The following is a 23945-nucleotide window of genomic DNA, read 5'->3' as shown; positions in this document are numbered from 1 at the left end:
GTGACTCCCCGCACGCCGTCCGAGGACAGCACGCAACACCCCGACACCCCGGCCGAGACCCCGGCTCCGGCTCCGGCTCCGGCTCCGGTGAAGAAGACGGCCGCCACGAAGAAGACGGCCGCGAAGAAGGCGACGGCGAAGAAGGCGGCACCGGCAGCGAAGAAGACCGCCGGGGGCGCAAAGGCGGCGCCGCGAAAGGCGACCGTGGCGGAGGGGACGACGGCGGAGGGGTCCCCCGCGAAGGAGACCGTGGCCAAGCAGACCATCGCCAAGCAGACCATCGCCAAGAAGACCGTCGCCAAGAAAGCCGTAGCCAAGAAGACGGCGAAGAAGGCCGCGAAGAAGGCGACCCCCGCTGGTGCGGCTCCCACGGAGACCGCCCCCACGAAGGCGGTCGCCACGGAGGCGGTCGCCGAGAAGCCGGTGGCGAAGAAGTCTGCGGCGAAGGAGACCGTGGCCAAGAAGGCCGCTGCCAAGAAGGCCGTCTCCGCCGGAGCCGTAGCCAAGAAAGCCGTGGCCAAGAAGGCAGGCACCGCCAAGGCCGTAACTGCCGAGGCAGGCACCGCCAAGGCCGGTGCCGCCGAGGCCGTAACCGCCGAGGGGCGTGCCAAGAAAGCCGTCTCCGCCGGAGCCGTAGCCAAGAAAGCCGTGGCCAAGAAGGCCTCCGCGAGGAAGGCCGTGAAGGCACCGCAGGATGCCGTGGGGGCGGCGGCGTCCTCCGTCCAGGCCGTCCCGCCGGGCGCCGGGACGCCGCCGGTACCCGAGATGGCCGCCGCCGAGCCGACCGCCTCCGTGTCCGTGCTGACCGACCCCACCGGCCCCGACCCCCTGCTCCCCCACCAGACCACCGCCGAGCCGGCCGACACCGCTCCGGCCGCCCCCGACCCGGTACTGCCCAAGCAGGCGACCACCGAGCCGGTCGTCCCGGAGTCGACCGGCTCCGAACCACCGGCCTCCGCCCCCGCCCCTCAACCCGCCTCCACCCCGTCCGCCCTGCCCCGGCCCGCCTTCTCCCCGGCCATGGACGGGGGCGATCGTGAGCGGCTGCTCGCGGGGACCCATCACGCGCCGCACTCCGTGCTCGGGGCCCACCCCGCGCCCGGCGGTGTCGTGTTCCGGGCGTTCCGGCCGTACGCGCTCGGGGTGAGCGTCGTGGTGGACTCGCTGCGGGCGGAGCTGCACGACGACGGCGGCGGCTTCTTCTCCGCGCTGCTGCCGCTGCGGGAGGTGCCGGAGGCGTACCGGCTGCTGGTCTCGTACGAGGGGACGGAGCAGGAGACGGAGGACGCGTACCGTTTCCTGCCCGCGATCGGTGAGCTGGACCTGTATCTGATCGGCGAGGGCCGGCACGAGGAGCTGTGGCGGGCGCTGGGTGCGGAGCCGATGACCCACCAGGGCGTCACCGGCACCCGGTTCACCGTGTGGGCGCCGAACGCGCGTGGCGTACGCCTCGCCGGGACCTTCAACTTCTGGGACGGCTCCGGCTTCCCGATGCGTTCGCTGGGCTCCTCGGGCGTGTGGGAGCTGTTCGTGCCCGGGATCGGCGAGGGCGAGCTGTACAAGTTCGAGATCACCCGGCCGGACGGTTCGAAGACGCTCCGGGCCGACCCGATGGCCCGCCGCACGGAGGTTCCCCCCCACACCTCCTCCATCGTGCACGCCTCGCACCACGAGTGGACCGACGAGGAGTGGCTGGCCGCACGGACGGAGACGCCCGCGCACGAGGCGCCGTTCTCCGTCTACGAGGTCCATCTGTCGTCCTGGCGCCCGGGGCTGACGTACCGTCAACTCGCCGAGCAGCTCCCGGCGTACGTCTCCGACCTCGGCTTCACGCATGTCGAGCTGCTGCCGATCGCCGAGCACCCCTTCGGTGGCTCCTGGGGCTACCAGGTCACCGGCTTCTACGCCCCGACGGCCCGCCTCGGCACCCCCGACGACTTCAAGTACCTGGTCGACGCCCTGCACCGGGCGGGGATCGGGGTGCTGATGGACTGGGTGCCCGCGCACTTCCCGCGTGACGACTGGGCGTTGGCCGAGTTCGACGGGCGTCCGCTGTACGAGCACGAGGACCCGCTGCGGGCGGCGCACCCCGACTGGGGAACGCTGGAGTTCGACTACGGCCGCCGTGAGGTGCGCAACTTCCTGGTGGCGAACGCCCTTTACTGGTGCGAGGAGTACCACATCGACGGGCTGCGGGTGGATGCCGTGGCGTCGATGCTGTATCTCGACTATTCGCGCGAGCCGGGCCAGTGGACGCCGAACGAGCACGGTGGCCGGGAGAACCTGGACGCGGTGGCCTTCCTCCAGGAGATGAACGCGACCGTGTACCGGCGGGTGCCGGGTGTCGTGACGATCGCGGAGGAGTCCACGGCCTGGGACGGGGTCACCCGCGCCACCCATCACAACGGTCCGGGCGGCTTCGGCGGGCTCGGCTTCGGCCTGAAGTGGAACATGGGCTGGATGCACGACTCCCTGGGCTACATGGCCAAGGAACCCGTCCATCGCAAGCACCACCACAACGAGATGACCTTCTCGATGGTGTACGCGTACAGCGAGAACTACGTCCTGCCCATCTCCCACGACGAGGTCGTGCACGGCAAGGGCTCCCTGGTGTCGAAGATGCCGGGCGACTGGTGGCGGCAGCGCGCCGACCACCGCGCGTACCTCGGTTTCATGTGGGCGCACCCCGGCAAGCAACTCCTGTTCATGGGGCAGGAGTTCGCGCAGGGGGCGGAATGGTCGGAGGCGCACGGGCCGGACTGGTGGCTGCTCGACCCGGCGTACGGTGCCGAGGCGGACCACCGGGGGGTGCGGGATCTGGTCCGTGACCTCAACACGGTCTATCGGGCCACACCCGCCCTCTGGGAGCAGGACACCCGGCCGGCCGGGTTCTCCTGGATCACCGGGGACTCGGCGGACGACAACGTCCTGGCGTTTCTGCGCCTCGCCGAGGACGGCACGCCCCTTCTCTCGGTCTCCAACTTCAGCCCGGTCGTCCGTGAGGACTACCGGCTGGGGGTCCCGGAGGACGTCCCAGCGTGGCGGGAGGTCCTGAACACGGACGCGGCGGTGTACGGCGGCAGTGGGAGGACGACGCCCGACCCGGTCAAGCCCGACCCCCACCCCTGGCACGCCCGCCCCGCCGGCATCCGCGTCACCCTCCCCCCGCTGTCCACCCTCTGGCTCCGCCCGGCCTGATCCCCTCGCCCCCGCCGCCCCTACCCGTCCCATCCCCCAGGGGCTGCGCCCCTTCGACCCCCATCTGCGGCTGAGTGGGGGCTGATCGCGCAGTTCCCCGCGCCCCTCAAAAAGCAGGGCTGCGCCCCATGCTTTTTGCTTTCAAGGGGCGCGGGGAACTGCGCGATCAGCCCCCACCGGACCCGCACTCACCCACCCACCCCAAAGGGGTTCGAAGGGGCGCAACCCCTGGGGATGGGACGGGTAGGGGCGGCGGGGGCGAGAAAACACACGGCGGGTGTCAGCCGGACTTGCGCCCCCGGGACATCATCCGCCGCAACACGCCCAGCACCCCGCTCCCCGCCCGCTCTCCGGCGGACGACGCGTCAGCCCCCACGGACGCGGACGGAGGGGCCGTCGACGCCACCGGCACCCCCACCTCACCCCCACGCCGACCCCCCGGCACAGTTCTCCCGGCCCCCCGCCCCCCACTCCCCGCCACCAACTCGTACCGCACGGGCAACAACCGCAACCCCCGCACCACCGGCCCGGACCGCCAGGGCAACTGATCCGGCGGCAGCGTCAACTCCGCGCGGGCGAACCGCTCGAACACCCGACCCACCGCCGTCGTCACGACCGTCCCCGCCAACTCCCGTGCCGCACTGGGGCACTGATGCGCCCCCGCCCCCCACGCGAGATGCGCCCGCGTACTGACGGCGGAGTCCACGAGCTGCGAGGACCCCATCGCGAGCAGATCCCGATGCGCGGCGGCGACCGACGGCGACACGATGTCCCCGGCCCGGATCCAGTAGTTCCCCAGCCGCACGTCCCGCGCCGCGAACCGGAAGCACAGATTGGCGGTCGGCGGATTCACCAGCGCCGCCCGGTTCACGGTCTCCCCGAGCTGCCCGTGGGACAGACTCCGCCGCACGGTCGCGTTCCCCCGCAGTACTTCGAGCAGCGTGTTGCAGACCATGTTGCCGGTGATGTCGTTGAGATAGACCGCGTTCATGAACAGCTCACGGCCCAACTGCTCGTCGCTGAGCGTCGGATCGGACAGCAGCATGTAGGAGGTCAGGTCCTCCCCGGGCCGGGACCGCCGATGGGCGGCCAGCCGGGTCATCGCACCGAGCGCCCGCCCGGTCGCCGCCCCCGCGTCCGGCCCGCCGTCCAGCATCCGCCACAGGTCCATGACCATCTCGTCGCCGAGTTCGACGGGGCAGCCGAACAGCTTGGTCGTCACCATCAGCAGCAGCGGCCGGGTGTACTGCGCCGCGAGATCGGCGAACCCGGTGGTCCCGGACTCGGCCGCGAGCACGTCGATCAGCTCGTCGGCGTACCGGGCGACGGCCGCCCGCAGCTCCCAGCCCTCGGGCGAGTGCCCGTCCTGGAAGGGCCGCATCGCCGAGTGGTGGCTCAGCCGGGCGTGCCGGTGCTCCTCGTCGTCGAGGAACATGGTCTGGCGGACCTCGTACCCGGCGAGCAGCGGCCAGTCCCTGGGCAGCCGCCCCTCGGCCCGCGCCCGCCAGTGCCGTACGTCGCGCCGCCACACGCTCTCGTCGCGCAGCACCTCCAGCACCTCGCGGTAGTCGAGAACCAGCCACACCGGCACCCCCATCAGCCCCACCGGTGCCACGGGACCGTACGTACTGCGCAGTCGCTCGTAGACGCCGCCCGGGTCCACATCGAACTCCGAGGTCAGCAAAGGCTCCACGGGCAGCGATTCCAGACCGGGGCCACCTGCCGGGGCAGCCGCGAACGGATGTGTTTCCATGACCGACACGCATACCGTACGCACCGTGCACGAGCAGTGACGATGACGGGAACTGTTACGGGTTGGTGATCCCCGGTGCACCTGTGGTGACGGTGCCGGGAAGACCGTCTGCCGGGTACCCGGCAGACGGCACTCCGACTGGCACTCCGCCCATCGATTCAGGCCACCTTCTCCAGCGACTCCCGCAGTGCCGTCGGCAGTTCCTCCGCGTGCACGACGCCGAGCGCCTGTGTGGCCCGTGTCAGGGCGACATACAGATCGCTCGTGCCGAACCGGCCCGGCTCGACGACGAGGACGGAGTCGAACTCCAGTCCCTTGGCCTGCCTGGGGTCGAGGAGGACGACCGACCGTGTCAGGTCGGGTTCGGCGCCGGCCGTCACCCCGTCCAGCCGGGCGGCCAGCGCCCGGTGCAGCTCGCGCGGCGCGATCACCGCGAGCCGCCCCTCGGCGGGGGTCAGTTCGGCGACCGCCTCGGCCACCTCCACCGCCAGCTCCTTCGCCGCCGCGCGGCGCGCCCAGGGCCGTACCCCCGTGGACCGTACGGAACTCGGCGGCTCGAAGTCCGGCCGCTCGGCGCGGACGACCCCGGCCGCGACGGCCATGATCTCGGCGGGGGTGCGGTAGTTGACGCCGAGCCGGGTGTGCTCCCAGCGGTCCTCGACGTACGGGGCGAGGATGTCGGCCCAGGAGCCGACGCCCGCGGCCTCCGCCGTCTGGGCCGGGTCGCCGACCAGGGTCATCGAGCGGGTCGGCGAGCGGCGCATCAGCAGCCGCCAGGCCATCGGCGACAACTCCTGCGCCTCGTCGACGATGATGTGCCCGAACGCCCAGGTCCGGTCGGCCGCCGCCCGCTCGGCCGCGCTGCGGTGGTCGTCCTCCTCGTGCCGCTCGGCGAACCGTTCGGCGTCGATGATGTCGTGCGCGGACAGCACCTCCGAACCGTCGGGGTCGTCCTCCTCCTTGTCCTCGAACTCGTACGTCCGGGACGCGTACGACACCTCCAGCACGCCCTGCGCATAGGCGATCCGGGTCTCCCGCTCCCGCTCGGCGCGGGCCCGCGCCACCCGGTCGTCCTCGCCCAGCAGCTCCGCCGCCTCGTCGAGCAGCGGGACGTCGGCGACGGTCCACGCGCGCGTGAGGGGACGGCGTACGGCGTCGGCGTCCTCCGGCGGCAGATACGCGTCGGGCTCGGCGAGGAAGTCGGCGATCAGCCGGCGCGGGGTGATCCGGGGCCACAGCCGCCCGATGGCGGACCAGACCTCGGGGTTCTCGGCCAGTTCGTCGCGGATCTGGGTGATGTCACTGGCGTCGAGGAGGTTGGAGCCGTCGTACGGATCGGTGCCGATGCGCTCCGCGACCATCTCCGTGAGCGTGTTGAGGATGTGGCCCTCGAAGTACTCGCGGGCCGTGTTGTGCGGGAGCTTCGCCTCGCGGGTGCGCTCGCGGGCGACCCGCACGAGGTCGTCGTCGAGCATCAGGATCTCCCGGTCGTGCTCGATGGCGATCACCGGGTCGGGCAGCGTCTGCCGGTCCCGTACGACGGCGGCGAGCACCTCGGCCATGGCGGCGGCGCCCTTCACCCGGGCGGCCTCGGGGGTGTCGGCCGCGGTGGCGCGTACACCGGGGAACAGCTCGCCGACGGTGGACAGCAGCACTCCCGTCTCGCCGAGCGCGGGCAGCACCTCGCCGATGTAGCCGAGGAAGGCGGGGTTGGGACCGACGACGAGGACGGCGCGCCTGGCGAGGAGTTCGCGCTGTTCGTAGAGGAGATAGGCGGCCCGGTGCAGGGCGACGGCGGTCTTGCCCGTGCCGGGGCCGCCCTCCACGACCATCACCCCCTGGTGCGGGGCGCGGATGATCCGGTCCTGCTCGGCCTGGATGGTCTGCACGATGTCGCCCATGCGGCCGGTGCGGGCGGAGTCGAGGGCGGCCAGCAGCACGGCGTCGCCGGTGGGGTCCTCGTAGCCGGTGCGGGTCTCGTCGCCGAGGTCGAGGATCTCGTCGTGCAGGGCGGTGACCCGGCGGCCCTCGGTGGTGAGATGCCTGCGGCGGCGCAGACCCATCGGGGTGTGGCCGGTGGCGAGATAGAAGGGCCGGGCGACGTCGGCGCGCCAGTCGATCAGGATCGGGGTGCGCTCGGTGTCGTCCTCGCGCAGTCCGATCCGGCCGATGTGGTGGACGGCGCCGTCGGCGAGGTCGAGCCGGCCGAAGCAGAGCGAACCGTCGACGGAGTTCAGCGCGGCCAGCAGTCCCGAGCGCTCGGCGACGAGGATGTCCCGCTCCAGCCGGGCCTGCATGGGTGTGTCGCCCTGGGCGAGCGCGTCCGTGACCGACCCCTCGGTCTCACCGCGCAGGGCGTCCACGCGCGCGTACACCCCGTCGATGAATTCCTGCTCACGCCGCAATTCATTCTGCTCGACATTCTGCTCATCGTGCGTAAAGCCGGTGTTTGACAATTCCACTCCCGCCCGGATATACTGTGCTCACTGAACTTCCCTGCGACTCAATCCCCTTGAAGTCGCGAACCATTAAATATACGCAGAAGACTCCCCCGAGCGCAATTACGCTCGGGGGAGTCTTCTTTTCCTGCCGATAAAGCCGATGTCAGAGCACTTCGTCCAGTTCCGCCAGCAGTCGCCGCTTGGGCCGGGCGCCCACCATGGCCTTCACCGGCTCACCGTCCCGGAACACCATGAACGTCGGCATCGACAGCACCCTGTAGGCGTTGGTGGTCTCCGGATTCGTGTCCACGTCCAGCTGCACCACCTTCAGCCGCTCGCCCTCCTCCGCGGCGAGGGCGCTGAGCACCGGCCCCATCTGCCGGCACGGCGGACACCAGTCGGCGGTGAACTCCACCAGCACCGGCAGCTCCGCCCCGATCACCTCCGCCGCGAAGTCCGCGTCCGTCACCTCGGCCACGCCAGCCACCCTGATCACAACTCCCCGCCTCCCACGCCCAGTTCACACACGGGCTCCGGACCGCCCGGAACCTCCGCCTCGGCCGCCAGCCGCTTCCGCGCGTGCTCGGCCCGCGTCAACTGCTCACCGACCGACGCCCGCACCGCCGCCAACTCACCGATCAGCGCGTCGAGTTCGTCCAGCTTCCGCCGGTACACCGCCAGCGACGCCGGGCACGAGTCACCCTCCGGGTGCCCCGCCCGCAGACACTCCACGAACGGCCGCGTCTCCTCCAGGTCGAACCCGAAGTCCTGCAAGGTCCGGATCTGCCGCAGCAGTTTGAGATCCGCCTCGTCGTACGTCCGATACCCGTTCCCACTCCGCCGCGCGGGCAACAGCCCCCGCGCCTCGTAGTACCGCAACGCCCGTGTCGTCGTCCCGGCCCGCTCCGCCAGCTCCCCGATGCGCATACGAGGACGGTATTCCTTGACGCCGACGTCAAGGCAAGACCCCGCGCCCGGAACGACAAAGGCCGAGCGGCCAGGTCTATAGGGGGAGGACCTGGCCGCTCGGGGTTCTGGGGATATTCGGTTGTGGGGCCCCGGGCCCCGTAAGGGGCGCGGGGCTGTGTCCATATGCGGCTCCGCCGCGTGGGCGCGACCAGCCACACTCAGCCGGCAGCCACAAGACGGCCTAGGCCTTGGCCAACTCCTTCTCACCCTCAGGCTCCGCGGCGGCGGCCGGCGCGGCCGCCCCGTGACCGTCGTCCAGCAGCGTCGCCTCGTCGAACGGCGCGTGCCCGGCGAGAACCTCGTTCACCCGCTCCTTGTCGATCTCCTTGGTCCACGTACCGATGAGGACCGTGGCGACCGCGTTGCCCGCGAAGTTCGTCAGGGCGCGGGCCTCGCTCATGAAGCGGTCGATGCCGACGATGAGGCCGATACCGTCCACCAGGGCCGGCTTGTGGGACTGGAGGCCGCCCGCGAGGGTGGCGAGACCCGCACCGGTGACACCCGCCGCGCCCTTGGAGGCGACCAGCAGGAAGAGCAGCAGCGCGATCTGCTCACCGACCGCCATCGGCGTACCCATGGCGTCGGCGATGAACAGGGACGCCATGGTCATGTAGATCATGGTGCCGTCGAGGTTGAAGGAGTAGCCGGTCGGGACGGTGATACCGACGACGGGCTTGCTGACACCCAGGTGCTCCATCTTCGCGATGAGACGCGGCAGCGCGGACTCGGAGGAGGAGGTCGACAGGATCAGCAGGAACTCACGGCCCAGGTACTTGAAGAGCGTGAAGATGTTCAGTCCCGCGACGACCTTCAGCAGCGCGCCGAGGACGATGAAGACGAAGAGGAAGCAGGTGACGTAGAAGCCGATCATCAGCACGGCGAGGCTCTTGAGGGCGTCGAGGCCCGCGGAACCGGTCACGGCCGCGATGGCACCGAACGCACCGATCGGGGCGGCCCACATCACCATGGCGAGGATGCGGAAGACAAGGCGCTGGATGTGCTCGATACCGCGCAGGATCGGCTGGCCGGTGTCACCCATGGCCTGGAGCGCGAAGCCGGCGAGCAGGGCGACGAGCAGGGTCTGCAGGACCTCGCCACCGGTGAACGCCGAGACGATCGTGGTCGGGATGATGCCGAGGAGGAACTCGGTGGTGTCCTTCGCCTCGGCCGAGACCTGCGCCTGACCGGTCTCCTTGATCGCGTCGGTGACCGCGAGACCCGTGCCGGGCTCGACGATGTTGCCGACGACCAGACCGATGGCGAGGGCCACCAGCGACATGATCAGGAAGTAGACCAGGGCGATACCGCCGACGGCGCCGACCTTCGCGGCCTTCCGTACGGAGCCGATGCCCAGCACGATCGTGCAGAAGATGATCGGCGAGATCATCATCTTGATCAGGTTCACGAAGCCGGTGCCGATGGGCTTCAGCTCGACGGCGAAGTCGGGGGCGATGAGACCCACGGCGATGCCGAGGGCCACAGCCACGATCACGGCGATGTACAGGTAGTGCGTGCGGTCCCGCTTGGCGGGTGCGGTAGGTGCCGTATGGGCGGTGCTGGCCACGGCTGCCCTCCTCGTCGACGACGTCGTCGGCTCGCTGTTCCGGCGTGCGGCTCACGTCCGGGGGAAATCGGGAGACGGTCTCCCAAGGTGGGAACCGGCGGGTTCCCGGGTGGGAGACCGGCTCCCGGTGGTCGGGAGCCGGCGGGCTCCCGGAGCCGGGAAGTTGGGGGACTTCCGGCGGTGGGAGCGGGGCTCCCGGGGGGTGTGGGAGCCGGGGCTCCCGGCGGTGGAAGCCGACGGGCTTCCGGGCCGGAGGCTTGGGGGCCTCCGACGGGGTGGGAGCGGGGATGCTCCCGGTGCGGGGAGACAGGCTCCCAGTGGTGGGAGAGGTGCCTCCCTGGAGTGGGAGAGGTGCCTCCCGGGGGTGGGAGACGGGCTCCCGGCGGCTCGGGTCGTGGGGTCCCGGTGCGGGAGTCGTACTCCCTGTCGGTGTCCATGGGCTGGACGGTCGATGGTGTGACTATGTCTCGCCCTGTGAGGGCGGTCACCCTTCCGTTCATTTAGTTCACGCCGACACGGCGATGCAGACTGTTGCCATGCGCGTCCCGTCCCTTCTCCGTCCCCGCAGCCTGGCCGGTCAGCTCTTCGCCGTGCAGGCGGTGCTGATCGCGGCCGTCGTGGCCGGGTACGCGCTGTTCACGTACGTCAGCGACCGCAGCCAGGCGGAGGAGGCGGGAACCCGCCAGGCGCTGGCCGTGGCGGTCACGGTGGCCGACTCCCCCTCGGTCCGGGCGGCGATCCACACGACCGAGCCGACAAGGCGGCTCCAGCCGTACGCCACGGAGGTGCAGCGGCACGCCGGGGTCGACTTCGTCACGATCATGACCCCGGGCGGCATCCGCTGGACGCATCCCAACCCGGATCTGATCGGCGAGCACTTCCTCGGCCACATAGAGAAGGCCCAGAACGGCGAGTCCTTCACCGAGACCTACACCGGCAGCCTCGGCCCGTCGGTCCGCGCGGTCACCCCGGTCATGGAGAACGGGGAGGTCATCGGCCTGGTCAGCGCCGGTATCCGGGTCCAGGCGATCAGCGACCGCGTCCAGGAGCAGCTGACCGCCCTGGTCGGGGTGGCCGCCGGCGCCCTGGCGCTCGGTGGCATGGGCACGTACATCGTGAACGCCCGGCTGCGCCGCCACACGCACAACATGAACGCGGCCGAGCTGAGCAATATGCACGACTACCACCAGGCCGCCCTGCACGCCGTGCGCGAGGGTCTGCTGATGCTGGACGGGCAGTACCGGGTGGCGCTCATCAACGACGGGGCGCGGGAGCTGCTGGGGGTGACGGACGACGCGGTCGGCCGCTCGGTGGCCGAGCTGGGCCTGCCCGCCCCGCTGACGGGCGCCCTGCTCTCCTCCGAGCCCCGGGTGGACGAGGTGCTCCTGACCGCCGAACGGGTGCTGGTGGTGAACACCTCCCCGGTCTCCGGCGGCCAGCGCCGGGGCGCGGTGGTCACCCTGCGGGACGTCACCGAGCTGCAGTCCCTCACGGGCGAGCTGGACTCCGAACGCGGCTTCACCCAGGCGCTGCGCTCCCAGGCGCACGAGGCCGCCAACCGCCTGCACACGGTCGTCTCGCTCATCGAGCTGGGCCGCTCGGACGAGGCGATCGACTTCGCGACGGCCGAACTGGAACTGGCACAGGCCCTGACGGACAAGGTCGTGGCGGCGGTCAGCGAGCCGGTGCTCGCCGCCCTGCTGCTGGGCAAGGCCGCCCAGGCGAACGAGCGGGGCGTGGAACTGGTGGTCTCGGAGGACAGCCGTATCGACGACGGCCTGCTCCCCGAGTCCCTCCCCGCCCGCGACCTGGTCACGGTCCTGGGCAACCTGATCGACAACGCGGTGGACGCGGCCCAGGGCTCGGTGGGGGCGCGGGTGACGGTGACGGCCTATACGGCCGAGGCGGACGAGGTGGACGAGGTGGGCCAGGCTGCCGAGGTGGCCGAGCGGGGCGACCCGGACGGCGGCGGGGCGGCGGAGGGCTCCGTGCTGGTGCTGCGGGTGGCGGACACGGGGGCCGGTGTGGATCCGGCCCACGCGGAGGCGGTCTTCGAGCGCGGCTTCTCGACGAAGCCGGCGGGGCCGGGCGGGCGGGGCCTGGGCCTGGCCCTCGTACGGCAGACCGCGCGCCGCCACAACGGCACGCTGACGGTGTCGGAGGCGGCCGGGGGCGGGGCCGAGTTCGAGGTACGGCTGCCGCTGGGCTCGGGCGGCGGCGACGGGGCGGCGCGGGGCTCCGTGGGGCATGATGCCGCGGTGCGGGACAACGACGACGATGTCCGGGCCCCTCGGGCCACTGTGGCTGGAGGCGACGACGTATGACGAAGGCCGGGTCCGACCCCATCAGAGTCCTGGTCGTCGAGGACGATCCCGTGGCCGCCGACGCGCACATGATGTACGTCGGCCGGGTTCCCGGCTTCACGGCGGTCGGCAAGGCCCACACGGGCGCGGAGGCGCGGCGCGCGCTGGACCGGTTGCCCGTGGACCTGCTGCTGCTGGACCTCCACCTGCCGGATGTGCACGGTCTGCAGCTGGCCCGCTCCCTGCGGGCGGCCGGTCACCACGCGGACGTGATAGCGGTGACGTCGGCGCGGGACCTGACGGTGGTCCGGGAGGGCGTCTCGCTGGGCGTCGTCCAGTACGTCCTCAAACCCTTCACTTTCGCAACCCTCCGTGACCGTCTCGTGCGCTACGCCGAGTTCCACGCGGCGGCGGGCGAGGCGAGCGGCCAGGACGAGGTGGACCGTGCCCTGGCCACCCTGCGCGCCCCGGGCCCCGCCGCCCTCCCGAAGGGCCTGAGCGCCCCCACGCTGGAACGCGTGACGGTGACCCTCCGGGACGCCGACGAGGGCCTGACGGCCGCCGGTGTCGCCGAGGCGGTCGGCATCTCCCGCATCACGGCCCGCCGCTATCTGGAACACCTGGTGGACGCGGGTCGGGCGGCCCGGAGCCCGCAGTACGGGCAGGTGGGGCGGCCGGAGCTGCAGTACCGGTGGGTGAAGGGCTAGCCACCGGCAGCCGCCGTCAGCCGTCAGCCGTCAGCCGTCAGCCGGAGGACGCGGCGGACCGCCCGGAGGGCCTGACGGATCGGGCGGACCTGGCGGACCGGGCGGGTCGCGCGTACAGGACGATCTGCACACCCAGCCCGACGATCGTGACCGCCTCGACGCCGGACAGGACGACGAGCTCCGTGCCGGTCTCGCCGCTCATCCAGTACACGAGCAGCCCGGCGAACGGCACGACGCAGAAGGCCAGCAGATCGATGCCGCACTGTATGACCTTGCGGGACCGCCGGCGCGCGTCGCCCCGATGCGCGACTTCCCAGTCGAAAACCTTCTCCGCCCCGGCCAGTTGCGCGAGGCGCGGCCCGAGATCCCCCCGTACATACGCCCCGATCGCCGATATCTTCTCGTCGTTGACGAGGTAGGTCCATCCGAGCACGACACACACGGGCGGCAGCGCGAGCAGCATCGCCGGCTGCTTCGCCTGCGCCGAGGCGGCGATGACGGCCGCGAGCACGGTGAGAGTGACGTAGAGCAGATTGTCCCGGAACCCGATCCGCGTCTTCTGCTCGTCCTTGACGGTCTGGTACTCGACGAGCAGCAACTGCCCGACGGTGACGTGATCCCGGTCCGACACCCTTGCCCCCTACCTCGTGCCGACAGAGCCGCTGCTCAAGCAACCTACCCAGCACCTTAGGGGGAACCGGTGCAGACGCATTTACCTGACTAGACCACTCCTCGTACCGTCACCGGGCACCCACCCGGCCACAATGACGTAGCCAGCAGGAGGTCGTGCCCGTGCGCCCCACCGCACCCCACCCCCGCCCCCACCGATCCCCCCCTCCACTCGCACCGATACCCCCTCCGTCTCCTCCTCACCGCCGCTCTGGCGATCACCGCGCCGGGCGCGCTCGCCGCGTGCGGGAGCGGCTCCGGCGGTGACCCGGACACGGTGGAGGTCTCCTACAAACAGTCCACGGACAACCAGGTCCGGGTGATGGACACCTTCCTCGCCGACGTCAAGAAGCAGTTCGAGAAGGCGAATCCGGGCAAGACGGTGAAACTCGTCCCGATCAAGGCCCCGGACTCGGAGTACTACACCAAGGTCCAGCAGATGCTGCGCTCCCCGAAGACGGCTCCGACCCCGCGTACGCCGAGGCCCAGCCCGGCATCAGGTTCTTCACCGACCTGGTGTCGAGCACGCGCTACCGCCCGGCGTACCCGGCGTATCCGAAGGTCTACAGTCGCTGGTACGGGTGGTGCTGCCGCTGATAGGGCCGGGCGTGGCCGTGGTCACCGTCTTCTCGTTCGTGATGATGTGGGGGAATTTCTTCGTCCCGTTCATGCTGCTCCTGACCCCGGAACAGATGCCGGCGGCGGTGAGCATCAACGAGTTCTTCGGGAACCGGGGGACGGTTGTCTATGGGCAGTTGGCGGCGTTCTCGGTCATTTGCTCGACGCCGGTGATTCTGCTGTATGTGGGGGTGGCTCGGCGGTTGGGTGGGGGGTTCGCTTTGGGTGGGGCGGTGAAGGGATGAGGGATTCGGCCGCGGCGGTCGCACGGGCGGCTTCGGTGGGGGCGTTGGCTCGGGTGTAGGCGTCGGCGGCCTTGAGCCAGTGGGCGCGGGCCTCGGCGGGGCGGCCGGCGTCCTCGTGGGCACCGGCAAGGCTGTGCAGGGTCTGGCCCGCCTCGTACCAGTCCTCGAACTCCCGGAAGATCTCCAGGGCCCTGCCGTACGCGTCGCTCGCCTCCCCCACCTGGCCCGCCTCGTACAGGACGATGCCGAGGTTGGCCCACGCCCTGCCCTCGCCATGACGGTTCCCGATGGCCCGATGCAGCTCACGGGCGTGGGTGTAGGCGACGATCGCCCCCTCCGCCCGGCCCGCCTCTTTCAGCGCGCTGCCCAGGTTGTTCCACGCCCTGGCCATACCCCGCCGGTTCCCGATGGCCCGGTGCAGGTCACGGGCGTGGCGGTGGGCGGCGATCGCCTCCCCGACTCGATCCGCGTCCCGCAGGGCGAGGCCGAGGTTGTTCCGTGTCTCGGCCTCGCGGTGCAGGTTCCCCGTGGCCCGGTGCACATCCACAGCGCGGGCATGAGCGAGGATCGCCTCTTCCGCCCGGCCGGCGTCCCGCAGGGCCAGGCCGAGGCTGTTGCCCGCCATGGCCTCGCCGACGCGGTCCCCGGAGCGATGCGCGGCCTCCCGCGCGGCATCGGCGACGGTGATCCAGTCGTCGAAGTACCGCCGCAGGCCCAGATACTCCCCCAGGCACACGGCCAACCGCACAGCGGTCCCGGCGAACCGCTCCTCCCGTACCCACTGGGCCGCCGCCACCAGCCCCGCCCGCTCCCCGTCCAACCACCCCAGCGCCTCGCCCCGGGTGGTGAACCGCTCGGGCTCCGCCTTCCCCGGCAGCCACGACAACCGGGCAACAGCGGCGTACGCCCACCGGCAGTAGAAGTCCAGCACCCGCTCCCGCGCCGCCTCCCCCTCCTCCCGCGATCCCACGGCCATCCCGAACGCCCGCACCAGGTCGTGCAACCGCCACCAGCCGTGCCCTGCGCCCCGCTCGACAAGATGCGCACGAGCCAGCGCCCGCAGTTCCCCCGCCGGAGGATCCTCGGCCCCCACCAGCACGGCGGCGACCTCGTCGCTCACCTCGGGCCCCGGTGCGAGCGCCAGCAGACGGGACAGCCGGGCCTGCCGGGGCGGCAGCCGGCGGTACGACAGCTCGAAGGCCGCGCGGACGCTGCGCTCTCCGTCGTCGAGGTGGGCGAGCCGGTCACGCGATGCCGCGAGGTCGTCGGCGAGTGCCGCGACCGGCATGCCCGGGTTCTCCACCAGCAGCGCCGCCGCGATCTGGAGTGCGAGCGGCAGGTGTCCGCACAGGCCGACCAGTCGCCCGGCCGCGCCGATGTCGTCCGTGACACGGCCGTCCCCGGGTTCGGCGGTCCGGAGGGCGAGATCGAGGAGTTCCCTGGCGTGCTCCGGGGTGAGCTGGTCCAACGGTACGAGCCGGGCGCCGAGTTGGGTGAGCCGGTCGCGGGAGGTGACCAGCACCCGATGCCGGTGGTCGCCCGGCAGGAGCGGCCGTACCTGGTCCGGCGACGAGGCGTTGTCGGCGAGCACCAGCACCGCCCCTCGCGCCGTCCCCCGCTCCGCGAGCAGGGACCGGTAAAGGCCCGCCCGGTCGTCCGCCTCGGCCGGGATCCGCTCCGCCGGAACCCCGAGCGCCCGCAGCGACGACCGGAGCGCCTGATCAGCGGTGACCGGCACCTCGTCGTATCCATGCAGGTCGACGAAGAGCACCCCGCCCGGAAACCGCCCCTCCGCGCACGCCAGATGCGCGGTCTCCACGGCGAGCGCGGTCTTCCCTATGCCGCCGAGCCCCGACACCGCGCTGACGAGGACCGCCGCCGACGCGTCCAACGCGCGCAGCAACGCGGCCGTCTCACCGTCCCGCCCGGTGAACCCGACCGGCCTCGGCGGCAGCGAGCCCATCGCCTCCGGCGCGGCAACGACTCCCCCGATCTGGATCACCACCTGGACGCCGATCGCCTCCCGCAGGAAGAGCCCGCCCCGGAAGTCGGAGTGATCCCCGCCGTACCAGGCCGCCCCGCTCCCCGGCGTATGCCGCTCCATGGCCGCCGCGACGGCACCCGCGACCGTGGAATCGTCGGCAAGCAGGCCGGCCAGCCGCTCACCCCACTCCCGTACGGCATCCCGCCGCACCGGGTCCCGTGCGATGTCCCGTACCGCCTCGGCAACCTCCGTCACCGAAGCCCCGGCCTCCAGCCCGACCGCCCGCGCCAGCGCCCCCACCGCCCGGCGCCCGTCATCCCCGCACGCGCCCTCGGCCAGGGCGGTCAGCAACGCCGCTTTCATGTGCTCGTTCCGTCCCCCGGTGTCGACGCGTCAGCAGTGCGTCAACGGTAGGGGGTCAGCACCCGCACCGAGCGAACCACTTGGCAGTACCTTGAAACTGTGCCGCAGACTCACCCCACCGCCCTCGTCCTGACCGCGCTCGCGGTGGAGTACGACGCCGTTCGCACCCACCTGACGGACATCGAGGAACTCGTTCACGACGACGGGACCCGCGTGGAACGCGGCCGGATCGAGGGCACCTCGTGGACCGTGGCGATCGCCGAGCTGGGCGAGGGTGCCATGAACACGGCCGCACTCTCCACGCAGCTCATCGGCTGGCTCCGCCCGGAGGCACTGCTCTTCGTGGGCATCGCGGGCGGGCTCAAGGACGATATCGGGATCGGCGACGTCGTCGTGGGCACGAAGGTGTACGGCATCCACGGCGGCAAGCAGACCCCCGACGGCTTCCGGGCCCGCCCCGAGGTCTGGCACGGCTCGAACCGGCTGGTGCAGGCGGCCCGTTCCGCGCTGCGGGGCATGACCGACGTCGTACGGGGCCACCGCAAGCCGATCGCGTGCGGTGACGTCGTCCTCGCCGACGACAGGTCCGCCCTCGCCGAACACATCCGCCTGCACTACAACGACGCCTGCGCCATCGAGATGGAGGGCTCCGGCGCCGCCCACGCGGCCCACCTCAACGGCCAGTTGGACGCCCTCGTCATCCGGGGCATCAGCGACCACGCCGACGCCGCCAAGCACGAGGCCGACGCGAAGGGTTCACAGCAGCGGGCGGCAGCCCAGGCGGCGTCGGTGGCGGTGGCGACGCTACGGAAGCACCGGCCGCGCGGGGGCCGCCACGGCTCCGCCGACACCGAGGAGGGTCCCCAACGAGCCGGCGGAGGCGGCGACCACATCGACCTCCGGGGCGGCACCTTCTACGGCCCCGTCATCGGCAAACAGACCGGACACCGGCCGTAGGGGTACGGTCCACGGCCCGGTCCCGGTCGACCACCCGCTCTCCCTGATCCCGACGCCCCCAGCTACCCCAACTTCCCGGGCCGGAACGGCTCCACCCCCACCACCCGCCGTACCCGTACCGGCTCGATGAGGATCATCAGGCGCCGTTCCCCGGGGAGGAGCCACGGATAGCGGTCCTCCCCGATGTACTTCCGGGTGAGCCGGTCCATCGCGCGCTCCGCCTCCGCGCCCTCCACGAAACGCGCCACCCGGCCCCGGATCTCCGCCCGGTCGTAGGGGTTGTCGGGATCGATGTGGGACAGGGAGACCGCCGGGTTGCGCCGCAGGTTCTCCTCCTTCACGCGCCCCACCGACGTGTTCACCATCACGTACTCGACCTCGGAGTCCCGCTCGCCCTCGGCCTCGATGTCCACCCACATGGGTGACACCTGGGGCGCCCCGTCCACGCCCACCGTCGCCAAGTGCCAGAAATTCGGGGCCAGTAGGCGCTCGCGTATGTGCTCGTCCAGCTTCGTCATGCGGCCATCCCTACCCGGGGAGTCACTCCGCTCACTCGCAGCGCACCGCTCCCACCAACCGTAGGTTCCTACAATCCGTGTTTGTGGCCGAACAGCCCGTAGTCACCGCACCCCCGCACCCCTACGTTGTGCGCGTGCACCGACGCTCAGCCCACGAACGGCCGCCTCAACACCCGCAGCCGTACCCGCAGCCTTTTCCGGAACCACAAGCCACCGACTCCACCCCACCCTTCAACGCCCCCGCCGCCCGAAAACTCCGTATCGCCCTCGGGATGGGACCCGAGCACGTCGCCTACGGAATGCGCTCCTCCTTCGGACTCCCGTACGTCACCCCGGACCTGGTCGCCGCCTGGGAACGCGGCACCGTCGCCCCCACCGGCCCCGAACTCACCGCGCTCGCGGGCGTGTTGTGGTGCTCGAAGGGTGAACTGATCAGCTCCCCGAGGACGTTGCGCGAGCACCGGACGGCCCGGGGGATCGCCGCCGAGGACGTCGCCCGGACGGTGGGGCTCGAACTCTCCGCGTATCTGCGGACGGAGGAGACCGGGGAGTGGCGCGGCACGGAGCGCCAGTCCGCCGCGCTCGCCGTCGTGCTCGACCTGACGCTCCCCGAACTCGTCGTCGTCACGGGACGCGAGCCGAGGCTCAGGGAACTGCTGCACAGCGCGGTGACCACCCGCTGGCAGGGGCAGGTCCGCCCCACCGCCAGGTTGCTGTCCCTCGACCGGCGCCTCCTGGAGGACGTCCTCCGCGAGATGCACACCGACTACCAGGGTCTGACGACCGCCACCCTCAGCTGGGCCAACGGCACCGCCGCGACCGACTCGGGCGATGCCGGCCGCGACTATCTGGACGGGGTCGTCGATCATTTCTGGTCACTGGTCCAGCGAACGACCGCCCACTGACCCCGGCCGCGACCCAACCCCGCCCCGACCGGAAAGCGCGCCCTAGAACACCGACTCCGCCTCGTCCATCCGATCCTTCGGCACCGTCTTCAGCTCGGTCACCGCCTCCGCCAGCGGCACCATCACCACATCCGTGCCGCGCAGCGCGGTCATCCGTCCGTAGTCGGCCCGGTGCGCGGCCTCGACCGCGTGCCAGCCGAAGCGCGTGGCGAGCACCCTGTCGTACGCGGTCGGGGTGCCGCCGCGCTGGATGTGACCGAGAATGACCGGCTTGGCCTCCTTGCCGAGGCGCCGCTCCAGCTCGTACGCGAGCGCCGCCCCGATGCCCTGGAAGCGCTCGTGGCCGAACTGGTCGATCTCGCCGTGGCCGTAGTCCATGGAGCCCTCGGCGGGGTGGGCACCCTCCGCGACGCAGATCACCGCGAACTTCTTGCCGCGGGCGAACCGCTCCTCGACCATCTTCACCAGACTGGCCGGGTCGAACGCGCGCTCGGGCAGGCAGATGCCGTGGGCGCCGGCCGCCATGCCCGACTCCAGGGCGATCCAGCCCGCGTGGCGGCCCATGACCTCGACGACCATCACCCGCTGATGGGACTCGGCGGTCGTCTTCAGCCGGTCCATCGCCTCCGTGGCGACCCCGACGGCCGTGTCGAAGCCGAACGTGCGGTCCGTCGAGGAGATGTCGTTGTCGATGGTCTTCGGGACGCCGACCACCGGCAGACCCGCGTCCGACAGCATCCGCGCCGCCGTCAGCGTGCCCTCGCCGCCGATCGGGATCAGTACGTCGATGCCGAACTCGTGCGCCATGTCCTGCGCGTTCTCGCAGGCCTCGCGGAGGCGGTCGCGCTGGAGGCGGGAGGAGCCGAGGATGGTGCCGCCGCGGGCCAGGATGCCGCTGACCGACTCCAGGTCGAGGCTGCGGTAGCGGCCGTCGAGCAGTCCGGCGTAGCCGTCCTCGAAGCCGATGACCTCGTCGCCGTACTGGGCGACCGCTCGGTGCACGACCGACCGGATCACTGCGTTCAGACCCGGACAGTCGCCGCCTGCGGTGAGCACTCCGATACGCATCGTGCTGTTTCTCCTGCTCGTCCTGATCATCCTGAGCGTCCTGCTCGGTGCTGGTACTGATGAGCCAGTCCGATTGTTTCACGGCCGACCGGGGGACACCGCGCCCCTCCATGTCGACCGGCACCACTCTGGGCCCATGGGCGCCTTACCCATGGCCAAGGGTATTGTCAAGAGGGTTTCCGTCCGCCGTGACGGTGTTTTCCACCCCTCCCCTGCCGAACCTCACGAAACGGAGAGCACACGTGACGCGCAGCGTGTACGTGACCGGGATCGACCGCGGCGACGGCCGCCAGGTCGTCGAGCTGGGGGTCATGGAGCTCCTGACCCGCCAGGTCGACCGGGTGGGGGTGTTCCGGCCCCTGCTGCACCACGGACCCGACCGGCTCTTCGATCTGCTGCGCGCCCGCTATCGCCTCACCCAGGACCCGGCGACCGTGTACGGCATGGACTACCACGAGGCGTCCACCCTCCAGGCCGAGCACGGCACGGACGAGCTCGTCTCGACGCTGGTCGAGCGGTTCCACGGCGTCGCCCGCGACTACGACGTCGTCCTCGTCCTGGGCACCGACTTCGCGGACACCCAGTTCCCGGACGAGCTGTCCCTGAACGCCCGGCTCGCCAACGAGTTCGGCGCCTCCGTCATCTCCGTGGTCGGCGGGCGCAAGCAGACCGCCGAGTCGGTCGCCGCCGAGACGCACAACGCGTTCCGCGCGTACGAGGGCCTCGGCTGCGATGTGCTCGCCATGGTCGTCAACCGGGTCGCGCCCGCCGACCGGACCGAGATAGCCGAGCGGCTCGGGGACTCCCGGCTGCCGCTGCCCGTGCCCTGCTACGTCGTCCCCGACGAGCCCGCGCTCTCCGCGCCGACCGTCGCCCAGATCACCCACGCCCTCGGCGGCAAGGTCCTGCTCGGCGACGACTCGGGCCTCGCGCGCGACGCGCTGAACTTCGTCTTCGGCGGGGCCATGCTGCCCAACTTCCTCAACGCGCTGACCCCGGGCTGTCTGGTCGTCACCCCCGGCGACCGCGCCGACCTCGTCGTGGGGGCGCTGGCCGCGCACAGCGCGGGGACCCCGCCGATCGCCGGTGTGCTGCTCACCCTCAACGAGCGGCCCAGCGAGGAGGTCCTCACCCTCGCCGCCCGTCTCGCGCCCGGCACCCCGGTCGTCGCCGTCGAGACCGGCTCCTTCCTCACCGCCTCCGAACTCTTCTCCATGGAGGGGAAGTTGAGCGCGGTGACACCCCGCAAGGCGGAGACCGCGCTCGGGCTCTTCGAACGGTACGTCGACACCGCCGAGCTGCGCGGCCGGGTCTCGGCGCCGAGCAGCGACCGGATCACACCGATGATGTTCGAGCACACCCTCCTCGAACAGGCCCGCTCCGAGCGGCGCCGCGTCGTCCTCCCCGAGGGCACGGAGGAGCGCGTCCTGCACGCGGCCGAGGTCATCCTGCGCCGGAACGTCTGCGACCTCACCCTCCTCGGACCCGTCGAGCAGATCCGCAAGAAGGCCGCCGACCTGGGCATCGACCTCGGCGACAGCATGCTGGTGGACCCGGCGACCTCCGAGTGGCGGGACTCCTTCGCGGAGAAGTACGCCCAGTTCCGCGCCCACAAGAACGTCAGCATCGAGCTGGCGCACGACGTCGTCTCCGATGTGAACTACTTCGGCACGATGATGGTCCAGGAGGGACTGGCGGACGGCATGGTCTCGGGGTCGGTGCACTCCACCGCCGCCACCATCCGGCCCGCCTTCGAGATCATCAAGACCAAGCCGGACGCCGACATCGTCTCGTCCGTCTTCTTCATGTGCCTCGCCGACAAGGTGCTGGTGTACGGGGACTGCGCGGTCAACCCGGACCCGAACGCCGAGCAGCTCGCCGACATCGCCGTCCAGTCCGCCGCCACCGCGCGGCGGTTCGGGGTCGAGCCGCGGATCGCGATGCTGTCGTACTCCACGGGGACGTCCGGCTCGGGCGCCGATGTCGACAAGGTGCGGGAGGCCACCGAGATCGTGCGGGCGCGGCGGCCCGATCTGCTGATCGAGGGGCCGATCCAGTACGACGCCGCCGTGGAGCCGAGTGTCGCGGCGACCAAGCTGCCGGACTCCGAGGTCGCGGGCCAGGCAACGGTGTTGATCTTCCCGGACCTCAACACCGGCAACAACACCTACAAGGCCGTGCAGCGGTCGGCCGGCGCCCTCGCGGTCGGGCCGGTCCTCCAGGGCCTGCGCAAGCCGGTCAACGACCTGTCCCGGGGCGCCCTCGTCCAGGACATCGTCACCACGGTCGCCATCACGGCGATCCAGGCCCAGACGGCCGCCAGGTGACCCCACCGAGCCAAGTGACCCCACCGACAAGAAGGCGAACCAGCACCGTGACCGCGACCCGTGTCCTCGTCCTCAACTCCGGTTCCTCCTCGGTGAAGTACCAGCTGCTCGACATGCGCGACAGCAGCCGCCTGGCCATGGGTCTGGTGGAGCGCATCGGGGAGGAGACCTCCCGGCTGAAGCACACCCCGCGCGTCGGCGGCAGCGCCTCCCGCGAGCGCACCGGGCCGATCGCCGACCACGAGGCCGCCCTGAAGGCCGTCGCCGAGGAGCTGGCCGAGGACGGACTCGGCCTGGATTCCCCGGAGTTGGCGGCCATCGGGCACCGTGTCGTGCACGGCGGCCAGAGCTTCACCGAGCCGACCGTGATCGACAGCGCCGTGCTCGCCGAGATCGAACGCCTGATCCCGGTGGCCCCCCTGCACAACCCGGCCAACCTGACCGGCATCCGGACCGCGCGGGCGCTGCGCCCGGACCTGCCGCAGGTGGCGGTGTTCGACACGGCGTTCCACACGACCATGCCGGAGTCCGCCGCCCGCTACGCCATCGACGTGGAGACCGCCGACGCGCACCGCATCCGGCGCTACGGCTTCCACGGCACCTCGCACGCCTACGTCTCCCGGGCGACCGCCGAACTGCTGGGCAAGGACCCGTCGGAGGTGAACGTCATCGTGCTGCACCTCGGCAACGGGGCGTCCGCCTCGGCGGTCGAGGGCGGCCGGTGCGTGGACACCTCCATGGGGCTGACGCCTTTGGAGGGGCTCGTGATGGGCACCCGGTCCGGAGACATGGACCCGGCCGTCATCTTTCATTTGATGCGCGTTGGCGGAATGTCCACGGACGAGATCGACACTCTCCTCAACAAGAAGAGCGGTCTGATCGGGCTGTGCGGCGACAACGACATGCGGGAAATACGCCGGCGTATCGACGAGGGCGACGAACGGGCGAAGCTGGCCTTCGACATCTACATTCACCGGTTGAGGAAGTACATCGGCGCCTACTACGCGGTGCTCGGCCGCGTGGACGCGGTCGCGTTCACCGCGGGTGTCGGCGAGAACGCGGCACCGGTGCGGGAGGCCGCCGCGGCGGGCCTGGAGGGGCTCGGTCTCGCGGTCGACGGCGAGCTGAACGCCGTACGGAGCGACGGGCCGCGGCTGATCTCGCCGGCCGGTGCGCGGGTCGCCGTCGCGGTGGTGCCGACCGACGAGGAACTGGAGATCGCGACACAGACGTACGCGCTGGTCGACAAATGAGCAAAGAACAGCCGGCAATACACGCCGGTAACACGGCTGAGCGCATAGCCGCCCATTTGCACATTCCACCAGACGGAATATTCCGTAGCGAAACAAACCGATA

The 23945-nt window shown here is 71.2% G+C and carries 16 protein-coding genes and 2 pseudogenes; 9 read left to right on the top strand and 9 right to left on the bottom strand.

Features of this window, described 5'->3' with window-relative positions; genetic code table 11:
• Positions 1-3198, top strand: coding sequence for a 1,4-alpha-glucan branching enzyme (gene glgB, locus F9278_RS34210; protein ID WP_152171751.1), 3198 nt, complete (start codon positions 1-3; stop codon positions 3196-3198).
• Between the two features lie 280 nt (positions 3199-3478).
• Here the strand turns inward: glgB and F9278_RS34205 are convergent, their stop codons facing one another.
• The 5 genes from F9278_RS34205 to F9278_RS34185 form a co-directional block, all read right to left on the bottom strand.
• Positions 3479-4951 carry a cytochrome P450 family protein gene (locus tag F9278_RS34205; RefSeq protein WP_152171750.1) on the bottom strand — a complete coding sequence of 491 codons (1473 nt, stop codon included), beginning with the start codon at positions 4949-4951 and terminating at the stop codon, positions 3479-3481.
• A 158-nt stretch (positions 4952-5109) separates the two neighbouring features.
• The gene (locus F9278_RS34200) at positions 5110-7356 is read right to left on the bottom strand and encodes a HelD family protein (RefSeq protein ID WP_193241755.1); all 2247 of its coding nucleotides are present in this window, start codon (positions 7354-7356) and stop codon (positions 5110-5112) included.
• A 199-nt stretch (positions 7357-7555) separates the two neighbouring features.
• Entirely contained in the window at positions 7556-7888 is a 333-nt protein-coding gene (locus F9278_RS34195) for a thioredoxin family protein (protein ID WP_152171748.1), read from the bottom strand.
• The gene (locus F9278_RS34190; protein WP_152171747.1) at positions 7885-8319 is read right to left on the bottom strand and encodes a MerR family transcriptional regulator; all 435 of its coding nucleotides are present in this window, start codon (positions 8317-8319) and stop codon (positions 7885-7887) included. The genes F9278_RS34195 and F9278_RS34190 overlap by 4 nt, the downstream gene beginning before the upstream one ends.
• A 223-nt stretch (positions 8320-8542) precedes the next feature.
• Positions 8543-9925 (bottom strand): cation:dicarboxylate symporter family transporter, encoded by a 1383-nt coding sequence (locus F9278_RS34185; RefSeq protein ID WP_152171746.1) that lies wholly within the window; start codon positions 9923-9925, stop codon positions 8543-8545.
• A 536-nt stretch (positions 9926-10461) separates the two neighbouring features.
• Here F9278_RS34185 and F9278_RS34180 point away from each other — a divergent pair.
• Positions 10462-12249: an ATP-binding protein gene (locus tag F9278_RS34180; RefSeq protein WP_152171745.1), complete on the top strand. Its 1788-nt coding sequence runs from the start codon at positions 10462-10464 to the stop codon at positions 12247-12249.
• Positions 12246-12935, top strand: coding sequence for a response regulator (locus F9278_RS34175; RefSeq protein WP_152171744.1), 690 nt, complete (start codon positions 12246-12248; stop codon positions 12933-12935). The genes F9278_RS34180 and F9278_RS34175 overlap by 4 nt, the downstream gene beginning before the upstream one ends.
• Positions 12936-12972: 37 nt before the next feature.
• On the opposite strand, the gene F9278_RS34170 is transcribed toward F9278_RS34175, so the two are convergent.
• Positions 12973-13566 (bottom strand): hypothetical protein, encoded by a 594-nt coding sequence (locus F9278_RS34170; protein WP_152171743.1) that lies wholly within the window; start codon positions 13564-13566, stop codon positions 12973-12975.
• A 155-nt stretch (positions 13567-13721) separates the two neighbouring features.
• On the opposite strand from F9278_RS34170, the pseudogene F9278_RS47585 reads away from it, so the two are divergent.
• Positions 13722-14070 (top strand): annotated as a pseudogene (locus F9278_RS47585) (ABC transporter substrate-binding protein); the annotation flags it as partial.
• Between the two features lie 88 nt (positions 14071-14158).
• A pseudogene (locus F9278_RS34160) lies at positions 14159-14467 on the top strand (carbohydrate ABC transporter permease); the annotation flags it as partial.
• Here F9278_RS34160 and F9278_RS34155 read toward each other — a convergent pair.
• Positions 14376-16814, bottom strand: coding sequence for an ATP-binding protein (locus F9278_RS34155; protein WP_152171742.1), 2439 nt, complete (start codon positions 16812-16814; stop codon positions 14376-14378). The pseudogene F9278_RS34160 and the gene F9278_RS34155 overlap by 92 nt on opposite strands.
• Before the next feature lie 99 nt (positions 16815-16913).
• On the opposite strand from F9278_RS34155, the gene F9278_RS34150 reads away from it, so the two are divergent.
• Positions 16914-17771, top strand: a complete 858-nt coding sequence (locus F9278_RS34150; protein WP_152171741.1) for a 5'-methylthioadenosine/S-adenosylhomocysteine nucleosidase — start codon at positions 16914-16916, stop codon at positions 17769-17771.
• 62 nt (positions 17772-17833) lie between these two features.
• Here the strand turns inward: F9278_RS34150 and F9278_RS34145 are convergent, their stop codons facing one another.
• Positions 17834-18289, bottom strand: a complete 456-nt coding sequence (locus tag F9278_RS34145; RefSeq protein ID WP_152171740.1) for a PPOX class F420-dependent oxidoreductase — start codon at positions 18287-18289, stop codon at positions 17834-17836.
• A gap of 83 nt (positions 18290-18372) precedes the next feature.
• Between F9278_RS34145 and F9278_RS34140 the strand changes: the two genes are divergently transcribed.
• The gene (locus F9278_RS34140; RefSeq protein ID WP_152171739.1) at positions 18373-19194 is read left to right on the top strand and encodes a helix-turn-helix domain-containing protein; all 822 of its coding nucleotides are present in this window, start codon (positions 18373-18375) and stop codon (positions 19192-19194) included.
• Between the two features lie 42 nt (positions 19195-19236).
• Here the strand turns inward: F9278_RS34140 and F9278_RS34135 are convergent, their stop codons facing one another.
• Positions 19237-20262: an ATP-dependent 6-phosphofructokinase gene (locus tag F9278_RS34135; RefSeq protein WP_152171738.1), complete on the bottom strand. Its 1026-nt coding sequence runs from the start codon at positions 20260-20262 to the stop codon at positions 19237-19239.
• Between the two features lie 242 nt (positions 20263-20504).
• Between F9278_RS34135 and pta the strand changes: the two genes are divergently transcribed.
• Positions 20505-22589 (top strand): phosphate acetyltransferase, encoded by a 2085-nt coding sequence (gene pta / locus F9278_RS34130; RefSeq protein ID WP_152171737.1) that lies wholly within the window; start codon positions 20505-20507, stop codon positions 22587-22589.
• A gap of 47 nt (positions 22590-22636) precedes the next feature.
• Entirely contained in the window at positions 22637-23842 is a 1206-nt protein-coding gene (locus F9278_RS34125; protein WP_152171736.1) for an acetate kinase, read from the top strand.
• Positions 23843-23945: the final 103 nt, after the last annotated feature.

This window comes from Streptomyces phaeolivaceus (genome assembly GCF_009184865.1).
Classification (GTDB): domain Bacteria; phylum Actinomycetota; class Actinomycetes; order Streptomycetales; family Streptomycetaceae; genus Streptomyces; species Streptomyces phaeolivaceus.
The sequence above is the reverse complement of the archived record's forward strand: the minus strand, read 5'-3'. Positions and strand labels throughout refer to the sequence as shown.